General features: G+C 37.1%; 11 protein-coding genes. 5 read left to right on the forward strand and 6 right to left on the reverse strand.

Features of this window, described 5'->3' with window-relative positions:
• Positions 1-29: 29 nt before the first annotated feature.
• The 6 genes from ggt to purL form a co-directional block, all read right to left on the reverse strand.
• Positions 30-1,751 carry a gamma-glutamyltransferase gene (gene ggt / locus PGOND44_RS11620; RefSeq protein WP_040556102.1) on the reverse strand — a complete coding sequence of 574 codons (1,722 nt, stop codon included), beginning with the start codon at positions 1,749-1,751 and terminating at the stop codon, positions 30-32.
• A gap of 6 nt (positions 1,752-1,757) precedes the next feature.
• Positions 1,758-2,630, reverse strand: coding sequence for a universal stress protein (locus tag PGOND44_RS11625; protein WP_003442256.1), 873 nt, complete (start codon positions 2,628-2,630; stop codon positions 1,758-1,760).
• Positions 2,627-4,243 carry a BCCT family transporter gene (locus PGOND44_RS11630; protein ID WP_003442259.1) on the reverse strand — a complete coding sequence of 539 codons (1,617 nt, stop codon included), beginning with the start codon at positions 4,241-4,243 and terminating at the stop codon, positions 2,627-2,629. Before PGOND44_RS11630 ends, PGOND44_RS11625 begins: the two co-directional genes overlap by 4 nt.
• 119 nt (positions 4,244-4,362) lie before the next feature.
• A complete protein-coding gene (locus tag PGOND44_RS11635; protein WP_003442262.1) occupies positions 4,363-5,496 on the reverse strand; it encodes a hypothetical protein in 1,134 nt (377 codons plus the stop codon).
• A 506-nt stretch (positions 5,497-6,002) separates the two neighbouring features.
• Positions 6,003-6,503 (reverse strand): cupin domain-containing protein, encoded by a 501-nt coding sequence (locus tag PGOND44_RS11640; protein WP_003442263.1) that lies wholly within the window; start codon positions 6,501-6,503, stop codon positions 6,003-6,005.
• A gap of 3 nt (positions 6,504-6,506) precedes the next feature.
• Positions 6,507-10,160 (reverse strand): phosphoribosylformylglycinamidine synthase, encoded by a 3,654-nt coding sequence (purL, locus tag PGOND44_RS11645; protein WP_003442266.1) that lies wholly within the window; start codon positions 10,158-10,160, stop codon positions 6,507-6,509.
• 140 nt (positions 10,161-10,300) lie between these two features.
• On the opposite strand from purL, the gene PGOND44_RS11650 reads away from it, so the two are divergent.
• The 5 genes from PGOND44_RS11650 to PGOND44_RS11670 all read left to right on the forward strand — a co-directional run bounded on the left by PGOND44_RS11650 (position 10,301) and on the right by PGOND44_RS11670 (position 19,848).
• On the forward strand, positions 10,301-11,368 hold the full coding sequence (locus tag PGOND44_RS11650) for a DUF3810 domain-containing protein (protein WP_040556105.1): 1,068 nt from the start codon (positions 10,301-10,303) through the stop codon (positions 11,366-11,368).
• An 18-nt stretch (positions 11,369-11,386) separates the two neighbouring features.
• Complete coding sequence (locus PGOND44_RS11655; RefSeq protein ID WP_003442272.1) at positions 11,387-14,374, forward strand: amidohydrolase family protein; 2,988 nt, start codon at positions 11,387-11,389, stop codon at positions 14,372-14,374.
• 1 nt (position 14,375) lies between these two features.
• Complete coding sequence (locus tag PGOND44_RS11660) at positions 14,376-15,668, forward strand: amidohydrolase family protein (protein WP_003442275.1); 1,293 nt, start codon at positions 14,376-14,378, stop codon at positions 15,666-15,668.
• Positions 15,669-16,054: 386 nt separating this feature from the next.
• The gene (recG, locus tag PGOND44_RS11665; protein ID WP_003442281.1) at positions 16,055-18,157 is read left to right on the forward strand and encodes an ATP-dependent DNA helicase RecG; all 2,103 of its coding nucleotides are present in this window, start codon (positions 16,055-16,057) and stop codon (positions 18,155-18,157) included.
• 575 nt (positions 18,158-18,732) lie between these two features.
• Positions 18,733-19,848 (forward strand): DUF2914 domain-containing protein, encoded by a 1,116-nt coding sequence (locus tag PGOND44_RS11670; protein ID WP_003442284.1) that lies wholly within the window; start codon positions 18,733-18,735, stop codon positions 19,846-19,848.
• Positions 19,849-20,215: the final 367 nt, after the last annotated feature.

Below are 20,215 nucleotides of genomic sequence, written 5' to 3' on the forward strand. Positions count from 1 at the left end.
TTTAAATTTTCGTTTAAATCATTCTTACATTAGAAGCCTAGAGCTTTATCATCTCCCCTATAATCGGCGCCACCTTCTAAACGACCATCTGGAAGCCTTAAGATAGCATCTACTTTCCCCAGAATCTTCGACTGCTGTTGAATTGGTGTGTAGCCTTTTAGCCTTAAAGAGTCCAATAAACTCGACTCAAAGCCTTTGGTTTCAAAAACGATCTCGTCTGGTAACCATTGGTGATGAAACCTTGGCGCATTGACCGCCTCTTGCATAGTCATGTCAAATTCATGAACATTTAAGATGGTTTGCAGCACCGAGGTAATAATGGTGGATCCTCCAGGAGTCCCTACACTCATCCAAAATTCATCGTTTTTCTCAACGATAGTAGGGGTCATAGAACTCAACATTCGTTTGCCAGGTTCAATAGAGTTGGCTTCCGCACCAATTAATCCAAACATGTTTGGGACTCCCGGTTTTGCACTAAAATCGTCCATTTCGTTATTAAGGAAAAAGCCTAGGTCATCGCTAAAAAGTTTGGAACCATAAGCCCCATTAAGAGTAGTTGTTGCAGAAATAGAATTTCCAAATTGATCTACTATAGAATAATGCGTAGTTTCTTCACTTTCATAGCCGATAATTTTGCCGTGCTCAATCTCTTTTGAAGGCGTGGCAGACTCAAAACTGAATGTCGACATTCTCCCTTGGAGATAGTCATCACTCAACAAGCTATCTACAGGAATATCTACAAAATCTGGATCTCCAAGATAAAAACTTCTATCGGCATAAGCTCTTCGCTCCGCTTCTGTAAGGATTTGAATATACGTTGTAGAATTATGTCCTAAAGCTCCTAAATCATAATCTTCTATCATCTTCAGAATTTGTCCCAGAACAATACCTCCACTAGAAGGAGGTGACATTGAAATAAGGGTTAAATCTTTATACTCCACTTGAATGGGTTTTCGCCAAACCGCTTCATAGGTTTTTAGATCCTCTAAGCTTAAAATGCCTCCATAGTGGGCTATAAATTCAACTAACTTTTGTCCAGTTTGACCTCTGTAAAATTCAGCTTTTCCATTTTTTAATATTCTTTCTAGGGTCTTAGCTAAAGCTAAATTCTTGAGAGTATCTCCTTGTTTGAAGTTTTTTGAAAAGAGTATAGAATCTTTGTTGATATCGAGAAAATCTTTTTGAAAGTGATTAAGCATTTCCGATTGATTTTCGGTCACTGCAAAGCCTTTTTTAGCCAATTCTATACTCGGTTTCAATAAAGCTGACATTGGTAAACTCCCAAATTTCTTATGAACTTCAAACATTCCAGCAATAGTTCCAGGCACCCCAATAGCTAAACTTCCTCTTCTGCTTAATGCTGGATTGGGATGACCATACTTATCTAAAAACATAGTTTTGGTGGAGGCTAAAGGCGCTTTCTCTCGATAATCTAAAGCTCCAGTTTCTCCATTAGCTTTTCTGTAAACCATAAAGCCACCACCTCCAAGATTTCCGGCAAACGGATAGCAAACGGCAAGAGCCATTTCTGTAGCTACCATAGCATCGAAGGCATTTCCTCCATCTTTTAGAACTTGAAGACCAATTTTGGAGGCTTCCTCTCGAGCAGAAACCACCATTGCAGAATCTGCCTGGTTTGTTGGCTTCTCAAGCTTAGGTCCCTGAGTAGTTGAAGTTTGGCAAGCTATGGAAAGGTTTAAAACATATAAGCAGCTTAAGAAGCTAAATGATTTTGCTAGGGATGTATTCATTATTTTTTAATTGCCAATATAATCTTTTACAATAAGTAAAGGAATTTTAAGATCTCTATTGAATAAATCTTCCGTAACGGTACCTAAGGTGAGCTTAGAAAAAGTATTGGAGCCTTTGTCGGCGACCATCAACAAATCAACATCATTTTTATAAGCTTCATTTTTTAATTTGGAAGCAATATTGGCTTCTCGCCCCAATATTTTATATTGTTTGACTTCCCCAGAGTAATTCATTTTATTGAGAAATTGATCGAACTTTTTGTCTACGTAGCGACTCAGTTTAGGCTCTATTTTAGAGTTTGAGACGTAGGGAGAAAAATGAATAGGCAAACTATATACATGGACGGCCTCCAAATTAAAATTCTGTTTGGATTGAATATACTCAGCAAATGAAAAGCATTTTTTTGAAGCACCAGAAAAATCAGTACCAATCCACACTTTTTCCAATTTTGTTTTCATAGTGGAGGGAACCCATAAAAATTGACATTTTATGGTTCTTAGTAGTTTAAACCCGAGACTGCCGGAGCCGTTTTGATTGTTTTTATTGCCTAAAATAAGCAAGTCGATACTGTATTTATTCACGATATAACTCATTAAGGATTCTGTGTAGGGATCATCAGAAATCAATACTTCCCACTCTACTTTTGCAGTAAAGTTTGCTTGTATCATGTCCTTAAGCTCATCGGTAATAATGCTTTCTAGATCTACATTTTCGATTTCTTTTTCAAGGACTTCAGATATTTCGTATCGCTTAATATTATGAACAAAATAAACTTTTTTGACGTCGGTTAATTCAGTAAAAAAAGAACTGTAGGTGATTAATTGTTGATCAATATCGGATAAGTCTAAACCGACTAACACTTTATTTAATGTTCTCATGATGATTCATTTTTATTGCGTTTTTTGATAATCTTTCTTACAATTTCTTCGTAATCTTCTTTCTGAACATCCTCTTTGTAGCGTTCGTGTTTTTTGACCTCATCCTTCAATCCCTTGTACAAGGAATAGCACATGACAAGGAGGATGATGGCAAAAGGCAAACCAGAAGCAATTGCTGCAGTTTGAAGTGCTCCAAGTCCACCACCTATAAGTAGGACCGCTGCAACAGCTCCTTCGGTAATCGCCCAAAAGATTCGTTGTCCCACAGGAGCGTCAATTTTACCACCAGTGGTAAGACTATCTATAACTAGAGATCCTGAATCTGAAGAGGTTATGAAAAAGCCAATAATCAAAAGAATGGCAACTACATTAAGAGCTATGGTAAAGGGGAAGTCCTCAAAAAAGACGAATAAGGCAGTGGCTACATCGTTGTCAACCGCTGTGGAAATTGCATCGTTACCATTCATAATTATATCTAATGCAGAATTTCCAAAAGCTGTAATCCAAAAAAATGTAATTAAGCTAGGAACTATCAAAACTCCAAGGATAAATTCTTTAATCGTTCTCCCTTTGGAAATTCTGGCAATAAAGGTTCCAACAAAAGGAGACCATGATATCCACCAACCCCAATAAAAAATTGTCCAATTATTTTGCCAATCTCCTCCCGTAAAACTTTCATTCCAAAGTGAGATTTCAACTACACTGCTAAAATAATTTCCTAAATTTTCTAAATAACTTTCAAAAATAAAAAGGGTAGGGCCTAAGATCAAAACTAAAGCCAACAGTAAAACGGCTATCCTGATGTTCCACTCACTTAACACCTTTACCCCTTTGTCGACTCCAAGAACCACCGAAATTGTTGCTACTAAGGTAATACCTGCAATAAGCAATACTTGGGTAGTAGTTCCACTACTTAATCCGAAGACCTGTTCTAAGCCTGCAGCTACTTGTTGTACTCCAAACCCAAGTGAAGTCGCCAGACCAAATAAAGTGGCTAAAACTGCAAAAATATCAATAATATCTCCTATAACTCCATAGATTTTATCGCCCAAAAAAGGATAAAAAACACTTCTTATCGTTAGTGGTAAACCTCTAGAATAGGTGAAAAAAGCTAAGGCTAAACCTACTAAAGCATAAATAGCCCAGGGGTGAAAACCCCAGTGTAGAAAAGTAAAATTCATGGCTTGCTTGGCTGCTGCAATCGTGTCTGCATCAGCATTAGGAGGTGCGCCAAAATGGGTTACAGGTTCGGCAACACTCCAAAATAAAAGGCCTATTCCCATACCAGCGCTAAACAGCATTGAGAACCAAGATATGGTCTTAAACTCTGGCTCAGCGTCCTTTCCTCCAAGTCTTATTTTACCAAACTTGCTAAAGGCTAGGTAAACAACAAAGATTAAGAAAAAATTTACGCTAAATACAAATAACCAGCCACCATACTCTGCCACTTGGTTTTGGACAGTGCTAAAAAACTCTTCAGCTGATTCCTTATAAATTAGAGTTAGAGCAATTCCTATGGTGATCAAAATTATGGAAGAAAAAAAGACGGGACCGTTGACCTCGAGTCCAAAGATGGATTTCTTTTCATCACTTCTAGTAACTTTTTCTGACATAAATTTTATTTTAATCCCTTTTGAGGGTTTAATTATTCGAAGGCTTTCCTCGAATTTTTAAAATGGTTTTCCTAATTCAAACCTCATCAGCTTGCCCTGGAGGTTCCTTATTTTATAAATTATCTAGATTTGGTATCCGTTAAAAAGTAATAACCAAAATTTATATTGAATCTGGCTTCCCAGCCTAAGTTTGGTTTTCCTTGTCCCAATTCGTTTGTAAAATCACCACCAAACCAAGAATGGTTATATCCTGCAGCATAATCTATATAAATATACACATCTCCAGCGGTTATGAGCATGCCAGTGACATTCATAGCTGAGTTTTTGAAACCTTGAGCACGCTTATCCATGTACCCAAAGTCGTTGTAAAATTTAAGGTGACTTATGGGGCCAATATCCACGGGGAGGTCATAAGAAATGGCAGCGGTATACATTTCAAAATCTGAAGCTATATCATAAGGAAATCCATAAGCCCCCATGCGAACAATGTCTCTACTTTGTCCATCAGCATTGATGGGATTGTGACGTACTGTAAGTAACTCGGTCTTTAAATTCCAGCGTTTGTAAAATAGCTCATGGTGGAGCCCTAGAGCATGATGGTCTCCAGTTTTTTTAGTATCGATGTTATACAAACCACCATATTGAGCAGAAAGGCCAATGCGATGCTTGAACTCCTCACCAGTCTTGTAAATAAACTTTCCGTTAAATTGATTGATCTCCTTATTTTTACCTACAATATCGTACGCATATCGATTGGGGCTTACTTCATTGGAGCCCCCCAAATCGAACAACTCAGAGTTTTTGAAAAAAGCTAGCTGATATTCAAATTTATCTCCTTTATTCATATATTTAATTCCCATATCATGGTCGTCTTCTAGACCTACATAATAGGTCAAATTAAAAAACCAATTATTAGAGTTATAAGTCTGAATCCCAAAGGGAACTTGAGTTAAGCCAATTTGAATATCTTCTTGTTCGCTTAGCGTATATCCCATCCAACCTCGTTTCAAAAAACCTCCCCCAAAGGCAGTAGAATATTCTCGGTACTCAACATTGAGATACACACCTTTGTACCTTGCTTCAGCATTCACTCGAAAAATATCATAGACAAAGTCACCTCCAATATCTTTTTGGTCAGAATTCCAGGAACTGAACAAATAATTATAACGTAAAGCTCCGCCTATATCTACAATAGGTTTGTCTTGACTATAATTTAAAAATGGAATCCAAATGAGGAGCAATATTTTTTTCATATTTGGGTTTCTATTTGTGAAAAGATAAAATCCAAAAATGTAATTCTGGATTTTATTAAGCTTCTTTTTTTACATCTTCAATGATTTCATCTGCCAAGAAAGGATTTAAACGCGAAGAAAAAGCAACAAATTGATCATATTTATAAGTCGATATTTTTCTGAAAATTCGATTCATAATTTTATCAATTCTCATTTTTGTTAACCTGTTTCAAAGTGAAAAAGATCCAGTTGTATCATGATTTTTATTAAATTGAACGATTAAAGTACAAATTAAAAAACTGAAAGGCTTTAGCTGTTACAGAATTATTTTAAAATTTAGAATACGCTAGTGTCTTTTGCCTTTCCAAGTCCCTCCGTATTTATACTGCGGTTCTTTTTGATATTTTTCAACACATGTTTTACAAGCGAATACCCATGCTTTTCCTTTTTTGATTTGAATTCTATACAAGATTTCAAAGTCGTTATTACAAATAGCACAAGTCTTTGTTTTCAAATCAATGTAAAAATTATCGGGTGAGCCTTTGAATGATCTCTTTGTGTTGAGGGAATATCTGCTGAAGTTCTTTGGGTTCTGCTAGTTCGAAGTCATCAAAATCAAATCCAGGAGCCACTGTACAACCTACTAAAGCAAAGCTATCTTCAGTTTTTATTTCTGCTGCAAACCAATGCTGAGCGGGAACTACAAACTGAGGAGTTTCATTTTGACCAAAGTCGTTTCCGATGCTCACTTGAGAATATTCACCTTCAGGTGAAATCATATGGAGTGTGATGGTTTCCCCTAAATAAAAATGCCAAGCTTCATCTTGATTTACTTTATGAAACGCAGAAAATTCATCTGAGGTAAGCATAAAATGGATGCACGTACTTGCGTTTCTACTGGAAGTAAATTCAGAAGGTAAAACAGATTTTGGAAGTAGGATTTCACTTCTATAGGTTTCCTTAAAATAGCCTCCTTCAGGATGTTTTTCGAGCTGAAGTTTCTCAATCAGTTCTTCTTTTCTAAGCATGTTTTAGTGTTTATCTAACCAGTGTTTTGCATTTTGAAAAGCTTCTATCCAAGGCGAAACTTCATCTTTTCTATCTTTTGGGTAATGAGCCCAGTTCCATGAAAAGGTGGAACGTTCCAGATGAGGCATCATTACAAGGTGTCGCCCTGAATCATCACACAACATAGCAGCATTATAATCTGAACCATTCGGGTTACAAGGAAACTCTTCTCTGAAGTATTTTGCAGGAATGGAATACTTAGATTCTTCTAAGGGTAAGTGAAATTTGCCTTCACCGTGTGCTGCCCAAATTCCTAAAGTAGAACCTTCAAGGCTTTTTAGAATGATGCTATTGCTTTCTGCAATATCGACCGCGGTGAATCTACATTCAAATTTGCCAGAGTCATTATGAAGCATTTTAGGTTTGTCTTCATGGTGAGGAGTAATGAGTCCTAGCTCTATGAACAGTTGGCAACCATTACACACGCCTAAAGATAAGGTGTCTTCCCTATCAAAGAAATTACGTAGAGCCAAATTAGCATTTTCATTGTATTTGAAAGTACCAGCCCAACCTTTAGCGCTGCCTAAAACATCAGAATTGGAAAAACCGCCTACTGCTGCTATAAACTGAACATCTTCAAGGGTTTCTTCTCCAGACATTAAATCTGTCATGTGAATGTCTTTCACATCGAATCCAGCTAAATGCATGGCTCTAGCCATTTCTCGTTCACTGTTAGATCCTTTTTCTCTGATAATAGCTGCTTTAATTCGCTTACCTTTTACAGGTTTAAGTTTTCCATCAAAATGCCCTGGAAAGTTAAATTTTAAAGCATTGTATTTAAAATTATCGTGACGTTCCTTGGCTTTTTTCTCACCACTTTGGTGCTTGTCGAATTCATAAGAAGTTTGCATCCAATGAGTTCTATACGTATTGATATTAAATTCTAAATTTTGATCTTTATGAGAAATCTTGAGTGACCCAGAGGCATTAACTTCTCCTAAATATAAAGGCTCAATACCAAGTTCTTTAAACTCATTTGTGATCTCGTCATTCACTTGAAAGACAATACCAGAATTTTCTGAGAATAGAATTTTAAAAATATCTTGTTCTTTAAACTTTGAAAGCTGGATATCAGCTCCAAGGTTATTGTCTGCAAAACACAATTCCAGCAGCGTTGTTATCAAACCACCAGAAGAAATATCATGTCCACTTGCTATTTTATGATGTTTAATTAAAGTTTGAACAGCATTAAACTTCTTTTTAAACTCTTCATCTTTATGAATTCCCGGTGCTTTACTTCCTACTTTACTTAAGATTTGAGCAAAAGCAGAACCCCCTAATTCCAAACTATGCTGAGATAAATCTAAATAGTAAATGGATCCACTATCTTTCTGAAACATGGGTTCTACAACATTTGTAATGTCATTACAATTTGCTGCGGCGGATATAATAACAGTTCCTGGAGAAAGCACATCTTTGTCTTTATAACGTTGCTTCATTGACAAGGAATCTTTCCCAGTAGGGACATTGATGCCTAAATTAATGGCAAATTCTGAAACGGCCTGCACAGCATCATACAATCTTGCATCTTCTCCAGGATTATTACACGGCCACATCCAGTTGGCAGATAATGATACGGAAGTTAAATTGTCTTTTAGGGGAGCCCAAATAATGTTGGTGAGGGCTTCAGCAATAGAATTTTTGGCACCAGCAACAGGGTCGATAAGTCCAGAAATAGGGGAGTGACCAATAGAACTGGCAACACCTTCTTTCCCGTTGTAATCTAAAGCCACCACTCCACAGTTGTTGAGAGGAACTTGAAGTGGGCCCAGGGTTTGCTGTACAGCAACTCTTCCAGTGACACAACGATCTACTTTATTGACTAGCCAGTCTTTACAAGCTATAGATTCCAGCTGAAGCAGTTGTTCCACGTAGCTGTAAATGTGGTCTGGATTATACTTTATGTCACTATACTCTCTATGTATTCTCTGGTCTTTCATGAAGGTCTTTGGAGAACTTCCAAACATATCTTCAAGTTTAAGATCCAGAGGTTTTTCTTGAGTTTTAGAATTCTTAAAAACAAATTGATGATCGTTAGTGACCTTTCCAACTCTGTACATTGGCGAACGTTCACGTAGAGCAACTTTTTCTAAAAATTTAGAATCTTTTTCACTGATGACAAGTCCCATGCGTTCTTGAGATTCGTTACCAATAATCTCTTTAGCGGAAAGCGTTGTGTCTCCCACAGGAAGCTTGTTGATATCAATATGGCCTCCGGTGTCTTCTACCAGTTCACTTAAGCAGTTCAAATGTCCGCCAGCGCCATGATCGTGGATGGAACGAATAGGATTATGATCCAATTCCACCATGGCTCTAATAGCATTGGCTGCTCTTTTTTGCATTTCAGGGTTAGACCGCTGTACAGCATTTAATTCAATACCGCTATCGAATTTTCCGGTGTCCGAAGAAGATACTGCAGCACCTCCCATACCAATTCTATAATTGTCTCCTCCAAGGATGACAATATCGTCATTTTCTTGAGGTAGTTCTTTTTTAGCTTGATCAGCTTTACCGTATCCAACACCTCCAGCTTGCATAACGACTTTATCGTAAGCTAAAAGTCTATCGTGTTCTTCATGTTCAAAAGTGAAAAGAGAACCATTGATGAGAGGTTGTCCAAACTTATTACCAAAATCTGAAGCCCCATTGGAGGCTTTAATCAAAATATCTAACGGACTTTGGTACAGCCAGTCTCTTTTAGCAATGGCTTTTTCCCAAGGTTTGTCATCTTTTAATCTTGGATAAGCAGTCATATACACTGCAGATCCAGATAAAGGTAAAGATCCTTTTCCCCCAGCTAGCCTGTCTCGAATTTCACCCCCGCTTCCCGTTGCTGCACCATTAAAAGGTTCTACAGTAGTTGGAAAATTATGAGTTTCTGCTTTTAAGGAAATAACAGAGTTGAACCTAGAATTTTTATATTCTGAAGCTATATCTGGTCTTTGAGGAGCGAATTGCTCAACTTCAGGTCCTTTAATAAAAGCGACATTGTCTTTGTAGGCAGAAACGATTGTATTGGGATGCGTTTCAGAGGTTTTTCTAATCAGTTTAAAGAGGGACTCTTTTTGCTCTTCTCCATCAATAATAAAAGTGCCATTGAAAATTTTATGGCGACAATGCTCCGAGTTGACCTGAGAAAAACCGAAAACCTCAGCATCGGTAAGGTGGCGGTTCAGTTTTTTGGATAAGTCCTTTAGATAATTGACCTCCTCGCCATTAAGCGCTAAACCTTCTTTTTGATTGTAAGCGGCGATGTCATCTACCCCTAAAACCGGTTCCGGTTCTATCTCGATGGTAAACAGGTCTTGATCCAGTTCATTATACTTTTGGAAAAGCATTTTATCAAAATGCGTTTCTTCAGAAGTAACTTCATGAAATTCTTCAATCCTAGAAATTCCTTCAATTCCCATGTTTTGAGTAATTTCTACTGCATTGGTACTCCATGGAGTGACCATAACTTGTCTAGGCCCAATAAAGTGACCCTTCAAATGTTTTTCATCTACAAATTGGGCATCGCCAAAGACCCATTTTAGTTTTTTGATGGTTTCGTAATCCGGTCGTTTATCTATGGAAATAGCAAAATAATGCGTCGATTCAGCCTTGAAGAAGATTATCATTTCTTGATGAATTAAAGTGTGTTTTGACGCCTTCAAAATTACGATAAATATGTGAGTATTTTTAGAAATTGGTTAAGTTTGACCTGAGAGAAGAAATGCAGATTTCTAGATTGCTAAAAATTAATTTCAAAATTGAATTCTTGAGAAACACCAACCTAAAGTTACTGGCCATTTTTTTTCCAATTCAATTGCTTTTTATTTTCATTCTTAAGCGATGTCCTGATTTGGTAGAAACCTATTATAGCCAGTCGTTGTTTCTTTACATCTCTCAATTTCAACATTTTTTAACGTCATGGATTCCTTTTTCTATCGGCGACCTTTTTTATTCAGCTTTGGTATTAATTATTCTGGGATGGCTTATTAAGCTCATACGAAGAAAAACTAAAAGTCTAAAGACGATGCTGCTAGAAGCTTTTGCATTTGTCTCCTTAATCTATTTTTTATTTCATGTATTCTGGGGATTTAATTATTACAGGCTTCCGCTTCATGAATCTTTAGGAATTTCTACGGAATATAGCAAAGCAGACTTATTGGATTACACTTGCCATCTCATTCAGCAAACCAATACTCTACATTCTCAATTGGTGACTGAGGACAGTTTAAAGGTTGACTATGATTTTACACAAAAGGAAGTTCAAAATTTGGTGTTTCAAGCTTATCAAAACACTAGCAATACCGATTTGAAGATTACTTACCGGATAGAAAACTTAAAGCCCTCTTTGTTTTCGCTCCCACTTTCCTACGCAGGATTTAGTGGTTATGTGAACCCCTTTACGAACGAAGCTCAGTATAATTACAAAATACCAACTTATAAATTTCCTACAACGATGGCTCACGAGATCGGACATCAGTTGGGCTTTTCTAAGGAAAACGAAGCTAATTTTATAGCCTCTATCATCACGATGGAAGATGAAAATAAATTTTTACGTTACTCAGGTTTAACTTTTGCTTTAAAGTACAGTCTCAATGATATGTATAAAAAAGACCCCATCCTATCAGAGGTTTTGATATCTGATCTTCATCCTGGAGTTCTTAAAAACTACCAAGAAGTGCAAAACTTTTGGGAAACCTACACAGGTCCAGTGGAGTTGATTATGGAAAAAGTATACGGCAATTACCTAAAAGTCAACAACCAGCCCCAAGGCATAGAAAGTTATAGCTATGTAGTGGCCTTGCTGGTCAATTACTATCAACAACAATTACATTAATCACTAAATTTAATCTCAATGAAACAAAATGTCTTCTTATTATTTTGCTTATTTAGTTTAAGTCTTTTTGCTCAGGATTATTTTCCTGAAAACAAGGCTGTAAAAACTAAATCCAGCAATTATATCGCTTTGGAATCTGCGATTATTCATATTTCTCCATCAGAGACTGTTGAAAATGCTACTCTTTTGATTAAGGATGGAAAAATCGTAGACGCCGGTAAAAATGTCAAACTACCAGAGAATACAGTTAAAATTGACGCCAAGGGAAAACATATCTATCCGTCCTTTGTTGAGGTCTATTCAGACTTCGGAATAAAGGATATCAAAACAGCGCCAAGTTCTTCACAGCCTCAGTACGAGCCTAACCGAAAAGGCTACTATTGGAATGATCATGTAAGACCAGAGCAATCTGCAACATCTCATTTCAAATTTGATGAAAAAACTGCAGCAAGCCTGCGTAAAGCTGGTTTTGGAGCTGTAAACACTCATATGACTGATGGATTTATACGAGGAAACGGTGCTTTAATGGCGCTAGTGGAAGGGGATAACTTCAACAGTAACCTGCTGAATGAGAATTCTGGTATGTATTATGAATTTAGCAAAAGCAAACAATCGAGACAAGCTTACCCAAGTTCTATAATGGGATACACCGCTTTGTTAAGGCAATTTTATCACGATAGCAAAGCTTATCAAAACAATATTATAGAAGAGAAAGATCTCGCTATTGAATCTTATTTAGCTAAGAAAAGTTTGCCTCAATTATTTTCTGTAGACGATTATCTAGACGCTTTACGTGCCGATAAGATCGGAGATAAGTTTGGAGTACAATACACCATTATTGGATCTGGAGATGAATATAAACGAGTAGAAACAATAAAAGCGACCAACGCTCACTTTGTGTTGCCTTTAAAATTTCCAGACGCCTACAATGTTGAAGATCCTTTTTTAAGAGAATACCTCTCTTTAGGAGATATGAAACACTGGCAGTATGCTCCAGTAAATGCTAAAATCCTTTCAGAAAATGGTATAGACATATCATTTACAACCAAGGGTTTAAAATCTCCAGACGATTTACTCAAAAATCTTAAGAAGTCAGTTGACTTAGGTTTGGATAAAACCACAGCTTTTGCAGCTTTAACTACTCAGCCTGCCAAGGTTATAGGTGCTTCAGACCTTTTAGGAACGTTGGAGAAGGGTAAAATTGCCAACTTTATTATCACGTCTCACGAATTGTTTGAAGACGAATTCAAAATTCATGAAAATTGGGTTCAAGGTCACCGTCATAGTTATGAGCCTTTGGATGTTGTGGATATATCAGGAAACTATGATTTGGTTCTTAATGGTGAAACTTTCGATATGGACATCAAAAACAAATCTGGAAAATTCTCTGTTGAAGTTAAAAAGGATACTTTAAAATTAGGAACTAAACTTAGTTATGAAGAGGACTGGATGACCCTAATTTTGAGTGATGCTGACAAGTCCAAAGAAGAGTATGCTATTTTATCTTCAAAAATAGAGCCTTTTCAATCAAACTTCAGTGGTAAAGCTATTTTAGCAAATGGGGATACCGCAAGTTTTAAGGCTACTCGACAAACAGAGGAATCTTCAGAAACTTCAGAAGAAGAAAAGGAGGAAGAAGAAGAAAGTATGGAAATGCTGTCGATGTCTTATCCTAATTTGGCTTATGGAAGGGATGAAGCCTCTACGGAACCACAGCGTTTGTTGATTAAAAACGCTACAGTGATTACTGGAGAATCTGAAGGAACGCTAGAAAATACAGACGTTTTATTAAAGGATGGGAAAATCGATAAAATCGGTAAAGATTTGAGCGATAGAGGTGCAAAAGTAGTTGACGGAAGTGGTAAGTTTTTAACGGCAGGAATTATAGATGAACATTCTCATATCGCGGGAACTTCCATCAATGAAGGAGGGCACAATTCCTCTGCAGAAGTCACTATGGAAGATGCGGTAGATCCAGATGATGTAAGTATTTATAGAGCAATTGCAGGTGGAGTGACTAGTATACAGTTATTACACGGATCTGCAAATCCAATTGGTGGACGTTCTGCTATTTTAAAATTGAAATGGGGAGAGAACGCAGAAGACCTTATTTATGACAATTCACCAAAATATATAAAATTTGCCCTTGGGGAAAATGTAAAACAATCCAACTGGGGTGGGAACTCAAGATTCCCGCAATCTAGAATGGGTGTGGAGCAAGTGTTTAGAGATTACTTCTCTAGAGCTAAAGCTTATGGTGAGAAAAAAGCCACAGGAGAGCCTTACCGATACGATGACGAAATGGAAACTCTACTTGAAATTATCAATGGAGAGCGATTTATCAGTTGCCATTCTTATGTTCAAAGTGAAATCAATATGCTGATGAAAGTAGCCGAAGAATTCGATTTTAAAGTCAACACGTTTACGCATATTTTGGAAGGCTATAAAGTTGCGGATATCATGAAAGAACACGGCGCTGGAGCTTCTACCTTTAGTGATTGGTGGGCTTACAAATACGAAGTGAAAGATGCGATCCCTTTCAATGCATCTATCATGCACAACCAAGGAGTTACTGTTGCCATAAATAGTGATGATGGCGAAATGATAAGACGCTTAAATCAAGAAGCCGCTAAAAGTATGAAATATGGTGGAGTTTCAGCAGAAGACGCTTGGAAATTTGTCACGCTTAATCCTGCAAAACTTCTTCATCTAGACGATAGAGTGGGAAGTATAAAAGAAGGAAAAGACGCGGATGTAGTTCTTTGGAATGCAGATCCTCTCTCCATTTACGCGAAACCTGAAAAAACGATTATAGAAGGGGTTGTGTATTTTGATATCGAAAAAGATAAAGCTATGCGCGATCAAATTCAGAAGGAAAGACAATTCTTAATCCATAAAATGATGAAGGCTAAAAACAAAGGTTTAGAAACTCAGCCTATTCAAAAGAAAGAGAAAGCCTTTCTACACTGCGATAGTTTAGATGATATTAACCATATACACGAATAAGATGAAATATATACATATACTATTAAGCTGTGTCGTTGCGTTGGCCTCTACACAATTTATAAATGCTCAACAAACCCCAGCAGCTCCGCAATCTGAAGCTATTTCGATAGTAGGAGCGACCGCTCATATTGGTAATACCGATGTCGTTGAAAATGCTGTAGTGGTTTTTGAAGATGGAAAAATCACTTATGTGGGCACAGATACCTCTCAAGCAAAAGGAAAAACCATTGATGCTAAAGGAAAACATGTTTATCCTGGTTTTATAGCTCCCAATGCTACTTTAGGCCTTGTAGAGATTGATGCTGTTGCCGCTACGGACGATGAAGATGAAATGGGTAAAATGTTACCTCACGTTAGAAGTTTAATCGCTTACAATGCAGAAAGTCAAGTGGTTGAAAGTATGCGTCCCAACGGTGTGTTAATGGGTCAGATTACACCTCAAGGTGGACGTATTTCTGGAACTTCTTCCGTTGTTCAATTTGACGCCTGGAATTGGGAAGACGCTGTTATTAAGGAAAATGATGCCATTCACTTGAACTGGCCCACTGGGTTTAGCCGAAGTGGTACCTGGTATGATACGGATAGAGTTTGGGAGAAAAATAAAGAGTACACCCAAGAAATAGATGAACTAGTGGCTTATTTTAAAAATGCTGAAGCCTATGTTCCTGGCTCTAAAGAAAAAGACTTGGAATTTGAGGCTATGGATGGACTATTTGACGGTTCAAAAGGTTTATTTATCCACGTGGATGGTGAAAAGGAAATCAAAGATGCCATTAGCTTTAAAAGAAAAATGAATCTGGACAGAGTCACTATTGTTGGTGGATACCATGCTTATAAAGTAGCTGCCGATTTAAAAGCTAATGATATTTCTGTATTGGTACAACGGACACATCTCAATCCAAATTTTGAAGATGATGATTATGATTTACCCTATAAATTGCCAAAATTATTAAGTGATGCAGGTGTTTTAGTAGCCTTGGAAGGTAGTGGACGTATGGAACGCATGAACTCAAGAAACCTACCATTCTATGCAGGAACTGCTGCTGCATTTGGAGTGGATAAGGAATTGGCATTACAGATGATCACCCTTAACACAGCAAAAATCCTCGGGATGGAAGATCAAATTGGTTCCCTTGAAGTGGGTAAAGACGCTACTCTTTTTATAAGTGAGGGCGATGCTCTCGATATGCGAGGAAACATCTTGACCAAAGCTTTTATACAAGGCAGGGATATAAGTTTAGAGTCCCATCAAACCGAATTGTACAAAAGGTATTCAAATAAGTACCAGGACTAGTTTTTAAAAGAATTCAAACAAAAACTTCATTCCGTGCAAGGCGGTAGCCGCGATGCGGAATCTTTATAGGTGATGTTCTGAATGTTAAAAGATCTATCTCAACCTGGCTTCGATACACCCCGCTACAAAAAAGCGGGTCACTCAGCCACCAACTCACCATTGTCATTCCGACAGAGAAGCGCTTTTTGCTTCGACGAGGAATCTCAACGTCATTCCGATAGAGAAGTTTTTTTGCTTCGACGAGGAATCTTTTTGTTTTCGAAAGGGATAGATTCTTCAGTCGCCTATCGGCTCCTTCAGAATGACACTTGCGAAATGTCATTCCGGCAGAGAAGGTTTTTTATCCATGAAATTCAATTTTTAGCAAAATATATTACATTCGTGTTATGGATGCAAAAACCCTACAAACACCTATCGAATACTTAAAGGGTGTTGGTCCCAATAGAGCAGATTTATTGAAAACAGAACTGCAAATCCATAATTTCCAAGATTTACTTCAGTTTTTCCCATTTAGATACATCGATAAGTCTCGTTTTTATAAAATATCTGAGCTGCAGGATAATTCTGCTGAAGTCCAAATTATTGGTAAAATATCTGGGATACGAACTCTTCCTATGAAACGCGGTAAACGTTTGGTGGCCGACTTTGAAGATGATACAGGGAGTATAGAGTTGGTTTGGTTTCGAGGTCACAAATGGATTTTGGAAAACTTGAAGACGAATGCGCCTTATGTCATTTTTGGTAAATTGAATAATTTCAATGGTAGCTTTTCGATGCCACATCCGGAGATTGAAGAGTTAGAAAAAGCCAAAACAAAGTCTGACGTCAAAATGCATCCGGTATATCCTTCTACCGAAAAATTGAGCAAACGTGGGATTTCCAATCGGATGATAAGCACCTTGATGTTTGGTTTGCTTGAACAATCGGGGAATTTCAGCGAAACCTTACTCTCTTCGATTATAGCGGATTTAAAGTTAATGACGAAGACAGAAGCCATGAGAAATATTCATTTTCCTCAATCTTCAGAGCTTTTGGCAAAAGCGCAATTCCGACTTAAGTTTGAAGAGTTTTTCTACATCCAACTGCAGTTGCTTAGAAAAAACGCGGTTCATAAATCAAAAATTAAAGGCTTTAGGTTTAAGCAAGTGGGGGAGTATTTCAATGCATTTTATAACACTGTTCTCCCCTTTGAACTTACTGGTGCTCAAAAGCGAGTGCTGAGAGAAATACGCAAAGATCTAGGAAGTAATGCTCAGATGAATCGCCTATTACAGGGTGACGTTGGCTCAGGAAAAACCATAGTGGCTCTTATGAGCATGTTGATAGCTATAGATAATGGATTTCAGGCCTGTTTGATGGCGCCGACAGAAATTCTGGCTTCACAACATTATGAGGGCATCTCAGAATTATGTGAACCTTTAGGCGTTCAAGTGGAGATTTTGACGGGTTCTACCAAGAAGAAGGATAGAAAAGTATTACATGAACGCCTTCAAAACGGCGAATTGCATATTTTAATTGGCACCCATGCGCTTATTGAAGATACCGTCAAATTCAAAAACCTGGGTCTAGCCGTTATCGATGAGCAGCACCGTTTTGGAGTTGCACAGCGTGCCAAACTATGGAAAAAGAATACTTTACCTCCTCACGTGCTAGTGATGACAGCCACACCTATTCCTAGGACTTTGGCCATGAGTCTGTATGGCGATTTGGACATTTCAGTGATCGATGAATTGCCGCCAGGAAGGAAACCCATCAAAACCGTACATCGCTTCGATAGCAATCGGTTAAAGGTTTTCAAATTTATAAAAGATGAAATCCATAAGGGCCGCCAAGTGTATATCGTTTATCCACTGATTGAAGAATCTGCAAACTTTGACTATAAAGATTTAATGGACGGCTATGCCAGTATAGAACGAGAGTTTCCAAAACCCAAGTATCAAATTTCAATTGTTCACGGGAAGATGAAGCCCGAAGATAAAGCTTTCGAAATGGAACGCTTCGTCAAAGGTAAAACACAGATCATGGTCGCTACGACTGTTATAGAAGTTGGCGTTAACGTTCCTAATGCCAGTTTAATGATTATAGAAAGTGCTGAGCGTTTTGGCTTATCACAGCTACACCAATTGAGAGGTCGAGTAGGTAGAGGGGCAGAGCAAAGTTATTGTGTTCTCATTACAGGGAAAAAATTGAGTTCTGATGGGAAAACCCGCATGGAAACCCTGACGGGAACCAACGACGGATTTGAAATCGCTGAGGTCGATTTAAAATTGAGAGGTCCTGGTAATCTGATGGGAACCCAGCAAAGTGGTGTCCTTGAATTAAAAATCGCTGACTTGGTTAAAGACAATCAGATTTTAAAAATCGCACGGAGTTATGCTCACCATGTCATCAATGCCGATCCTAATTTCAAATTAGAAGAACACCACATGATCAACGTGGCCTTCAGAGCCCTTTTTAACGATAAGACGATTTGGAATTATATAAGTTAGAGTTTATTGTCGACAAGTAATCTTTGTGTCTTTCCGACAGAGAAGCTTTTTTTGCTTCGACGAAAAATCTTTAGCTTTTCGACAGTTAAGATTCTTCAGTCGCCGAAAAGGCTCCTTCAGAATGACACTTTCGAAATATCATTCCGACGATAGGAGGGATCTCTAATTTCACTGCAGTTTTTTTCTTCGATGAGAATTATTTATTGTAAACTTCGGTTTAGAAGAAAGTAAATTTAAAATTTACCTGTAGCACCAATTTAAACCTATAATGTCGCCATAAATCGTTTTACCGAAATATATTAGGCAAAGGCTTTTTTCGCTCGTTTAATATCAAAAATAATTTGATTTATTTATACGATATTATAAATTTAATTTGGTATTATTCAATAACTTTTGAACAATGAAATTATGAAATTGAGAAAATTAATATTTCGGAAAAATTCACTTTTTTTTTGATAAATTATTATAGAGTCAAGTCTTATTAAACTAAAGTCGGAAGGTTAAGAACGGAGTTCAAGAAAAGCAGAAATTGCTATTTTTTTATTCTTTAATATGTAAATGCTTTCAAAATTTATATGAAAAGAACATTAGTTAAGTTAAGAAACAGCAATTTTCGAAAATACCTACAAAAACATCAGAAACATGCGCCACTTATTTTTTTTACTGGCGGATTTATTTTTGATTCATTGACACTTGGACGCATTGATCGATTGTACGACTTAATTTTATTGTCACTGTACATGACATTATTGACTGTTACTATTTATATATATAATTTAGCTGACGATGGCAAGTGGAAAAACACATTTCTTGAACGTTATGAAGGCTACTTTCCTTTAGTAATTCAGTTTTTTTTTGGTGGTCTTTCCAGTGCTTTTGTTCTTTATTTCTTGAGAAGTGTTTCTCTATCTAAAACAATTTCATTCTTTATTATCCTAGTTGCATTACTTATCGCCAATGAGTTTCTTAAAAAGCGTATATCCAATAAGTATTTTCAATTTAGTGTCTATTTTTTTGTAAGCTTTACTTTTTTCACTTTTATTACACCTGTTTTTATCAAAGTAATGAATACAAGCGTTTTCATTTTTTCGGGTTTAGTTAGCTTAGTCTTAACCCTAATGTTTATACTTTTCATTTATAAAAAAAGCCCAAGTACACGCGCAGAAATACAAAAGAGGAAAATTATTGGAATTGTATTTATAATTTACATAAGCATTAATTTATTTTATTTTTTCAACCTCATTCCTCCCGTACCTCTAGCACTAGAAAATGGTATAGTAGCACATAATGTTCAAGTGGAAGACCATAACTACGTGGTCACCTACGAATCTGATGAGTGGTATGTGTTTTGGAGAGAGCACAGGCTAAAATTTATTTACGTTCCTGGTGATGAAGTTTATGTTTTTACCTCAATATTTGCTCCAACGGATATTGATAAATCGATATTTCATCGCTGGAAATGGCATAACGATACTACTAATAAATGGGAAGTTGTCGAGGATATCGGTTATGATATCACTGGAGGTAGAAATGCTGGTTATCGTGGGTATACATTCAAGAACAATGCAATACAAGGATTATGGAAAGTTGAAGTAATTACCGAAGAAGAGTTGATTATTGGGGTAATTGATTTTGAAATCATAGTTAACAATTCCTTGCACCCAATTAAGTTAGTCAATAAAAAATTCTGACCAGTGAGCCTAAATATTGAAGGTTAGAAGTAAATAGATTATATAGTAAACTTATCAAATATAGAACACAATACAGGCTTATAAATTTCAAAAAAGCGGTTATCCCATCATGTTGTCTTTATCACTCAGCATATACGAAATCTGTTTAGAAAATAGTGGGGAGGATTCTTCAGTCGCCTATCGGCTCCTTCAGAATGACACTTTCGAAATGTCATTCCGACAGGGAAGTTCTTTTGCTTCGACGAGGAATCTTTAGCTTTTCGATAGACCTAGATTCTTCAGTCGCCGAAAAGGCTCCTTCAGAATGACACTTGCGAAATGTCATTCCGACGATAGGAGGAATCTCCAATTTCACTGCAGTTTTTTT

The organism is Psychroflexus gondwanensis ACAM 44, assembly GCF_000355905.1.
GTDB classification, from domain to species: Bacteria; Bacteroidota; Bacteroidia; order Flavobacteriales; family Flavobacteriaceae; genus Psychroflexus; species Psychroflexus gondwanensis.

Bases quoted from the DNA above. Each gene is read 5' to 3' on its own strand.
- purL (WP_003442266.1), bottom strand. From the start codon at position 10,160: ATGATAATCTTCTTCAAGGCTGAATCGACGCATTATTTTGCTATTTCC.
- PGOND44_RS11660 (WP_003442275.1), top strand. From the start codon at position 14,376: ATGAAATATATACATATACTATTAAGCTGTGTCGTTGCGTTGGCCTCT.
- PGOND44_RS11625 (WP_003442256.1), bottom strand. From the start codon at position 2,630: ATGAGAACATTAAATAAAGTGTTAGTCGGTTTAGACTTATCCGATATT.
- PGOND44_RS11670 (WP_003442284.1), top strand. From the start codon at position 18,733: ATGAAAAGAACATTAGTTAAGTTAAGAAACAGCAATTTTCGAAAATAC.
- PGOND44_RS11640 (WP_003442263.1), bottom strand. From the start codon at position 6,503: ATGCTTAGAAAAGAAGAACTGATTGAGAAACTTCAGCTCGAAAAACAT.
- PGOND44_RS11655 (WP_003442272.1), top strand. From the start codon at position 11,387: ATGAAACAAAATGTCTTCTTATTATTTTGCTTATTTAGTTTAAGTCTT.
- recG (WP_003442281.1), top strand. From the start codon at position 16,055: ATGGATGCAAAAACCCTACAAACACCTATCGAATACTTAAAGGGTGTT.
- PGOND44_RS11635 (WP_003442262.1), bottom strand. From the start codon at position 5,496: ATGAAAAAAATATTGCTCCTCATTTGGATTCCATTTTTAAATTATAGT.
- ggt (WP_040556102.1), bottom strand. From the start codon at position 1,751: ATGAATACATCCCTAGCAAAATCATTTAGCTTCTTAAGCTGCTTATAT.
- PGOND44_RS11630 (WP_003442259.1), bottom strand. From the start codon at position 4,243: ATGTCAGAAAAAGTTACTAGAAGTGATGAAAAGAAATCCATCTTTGGA.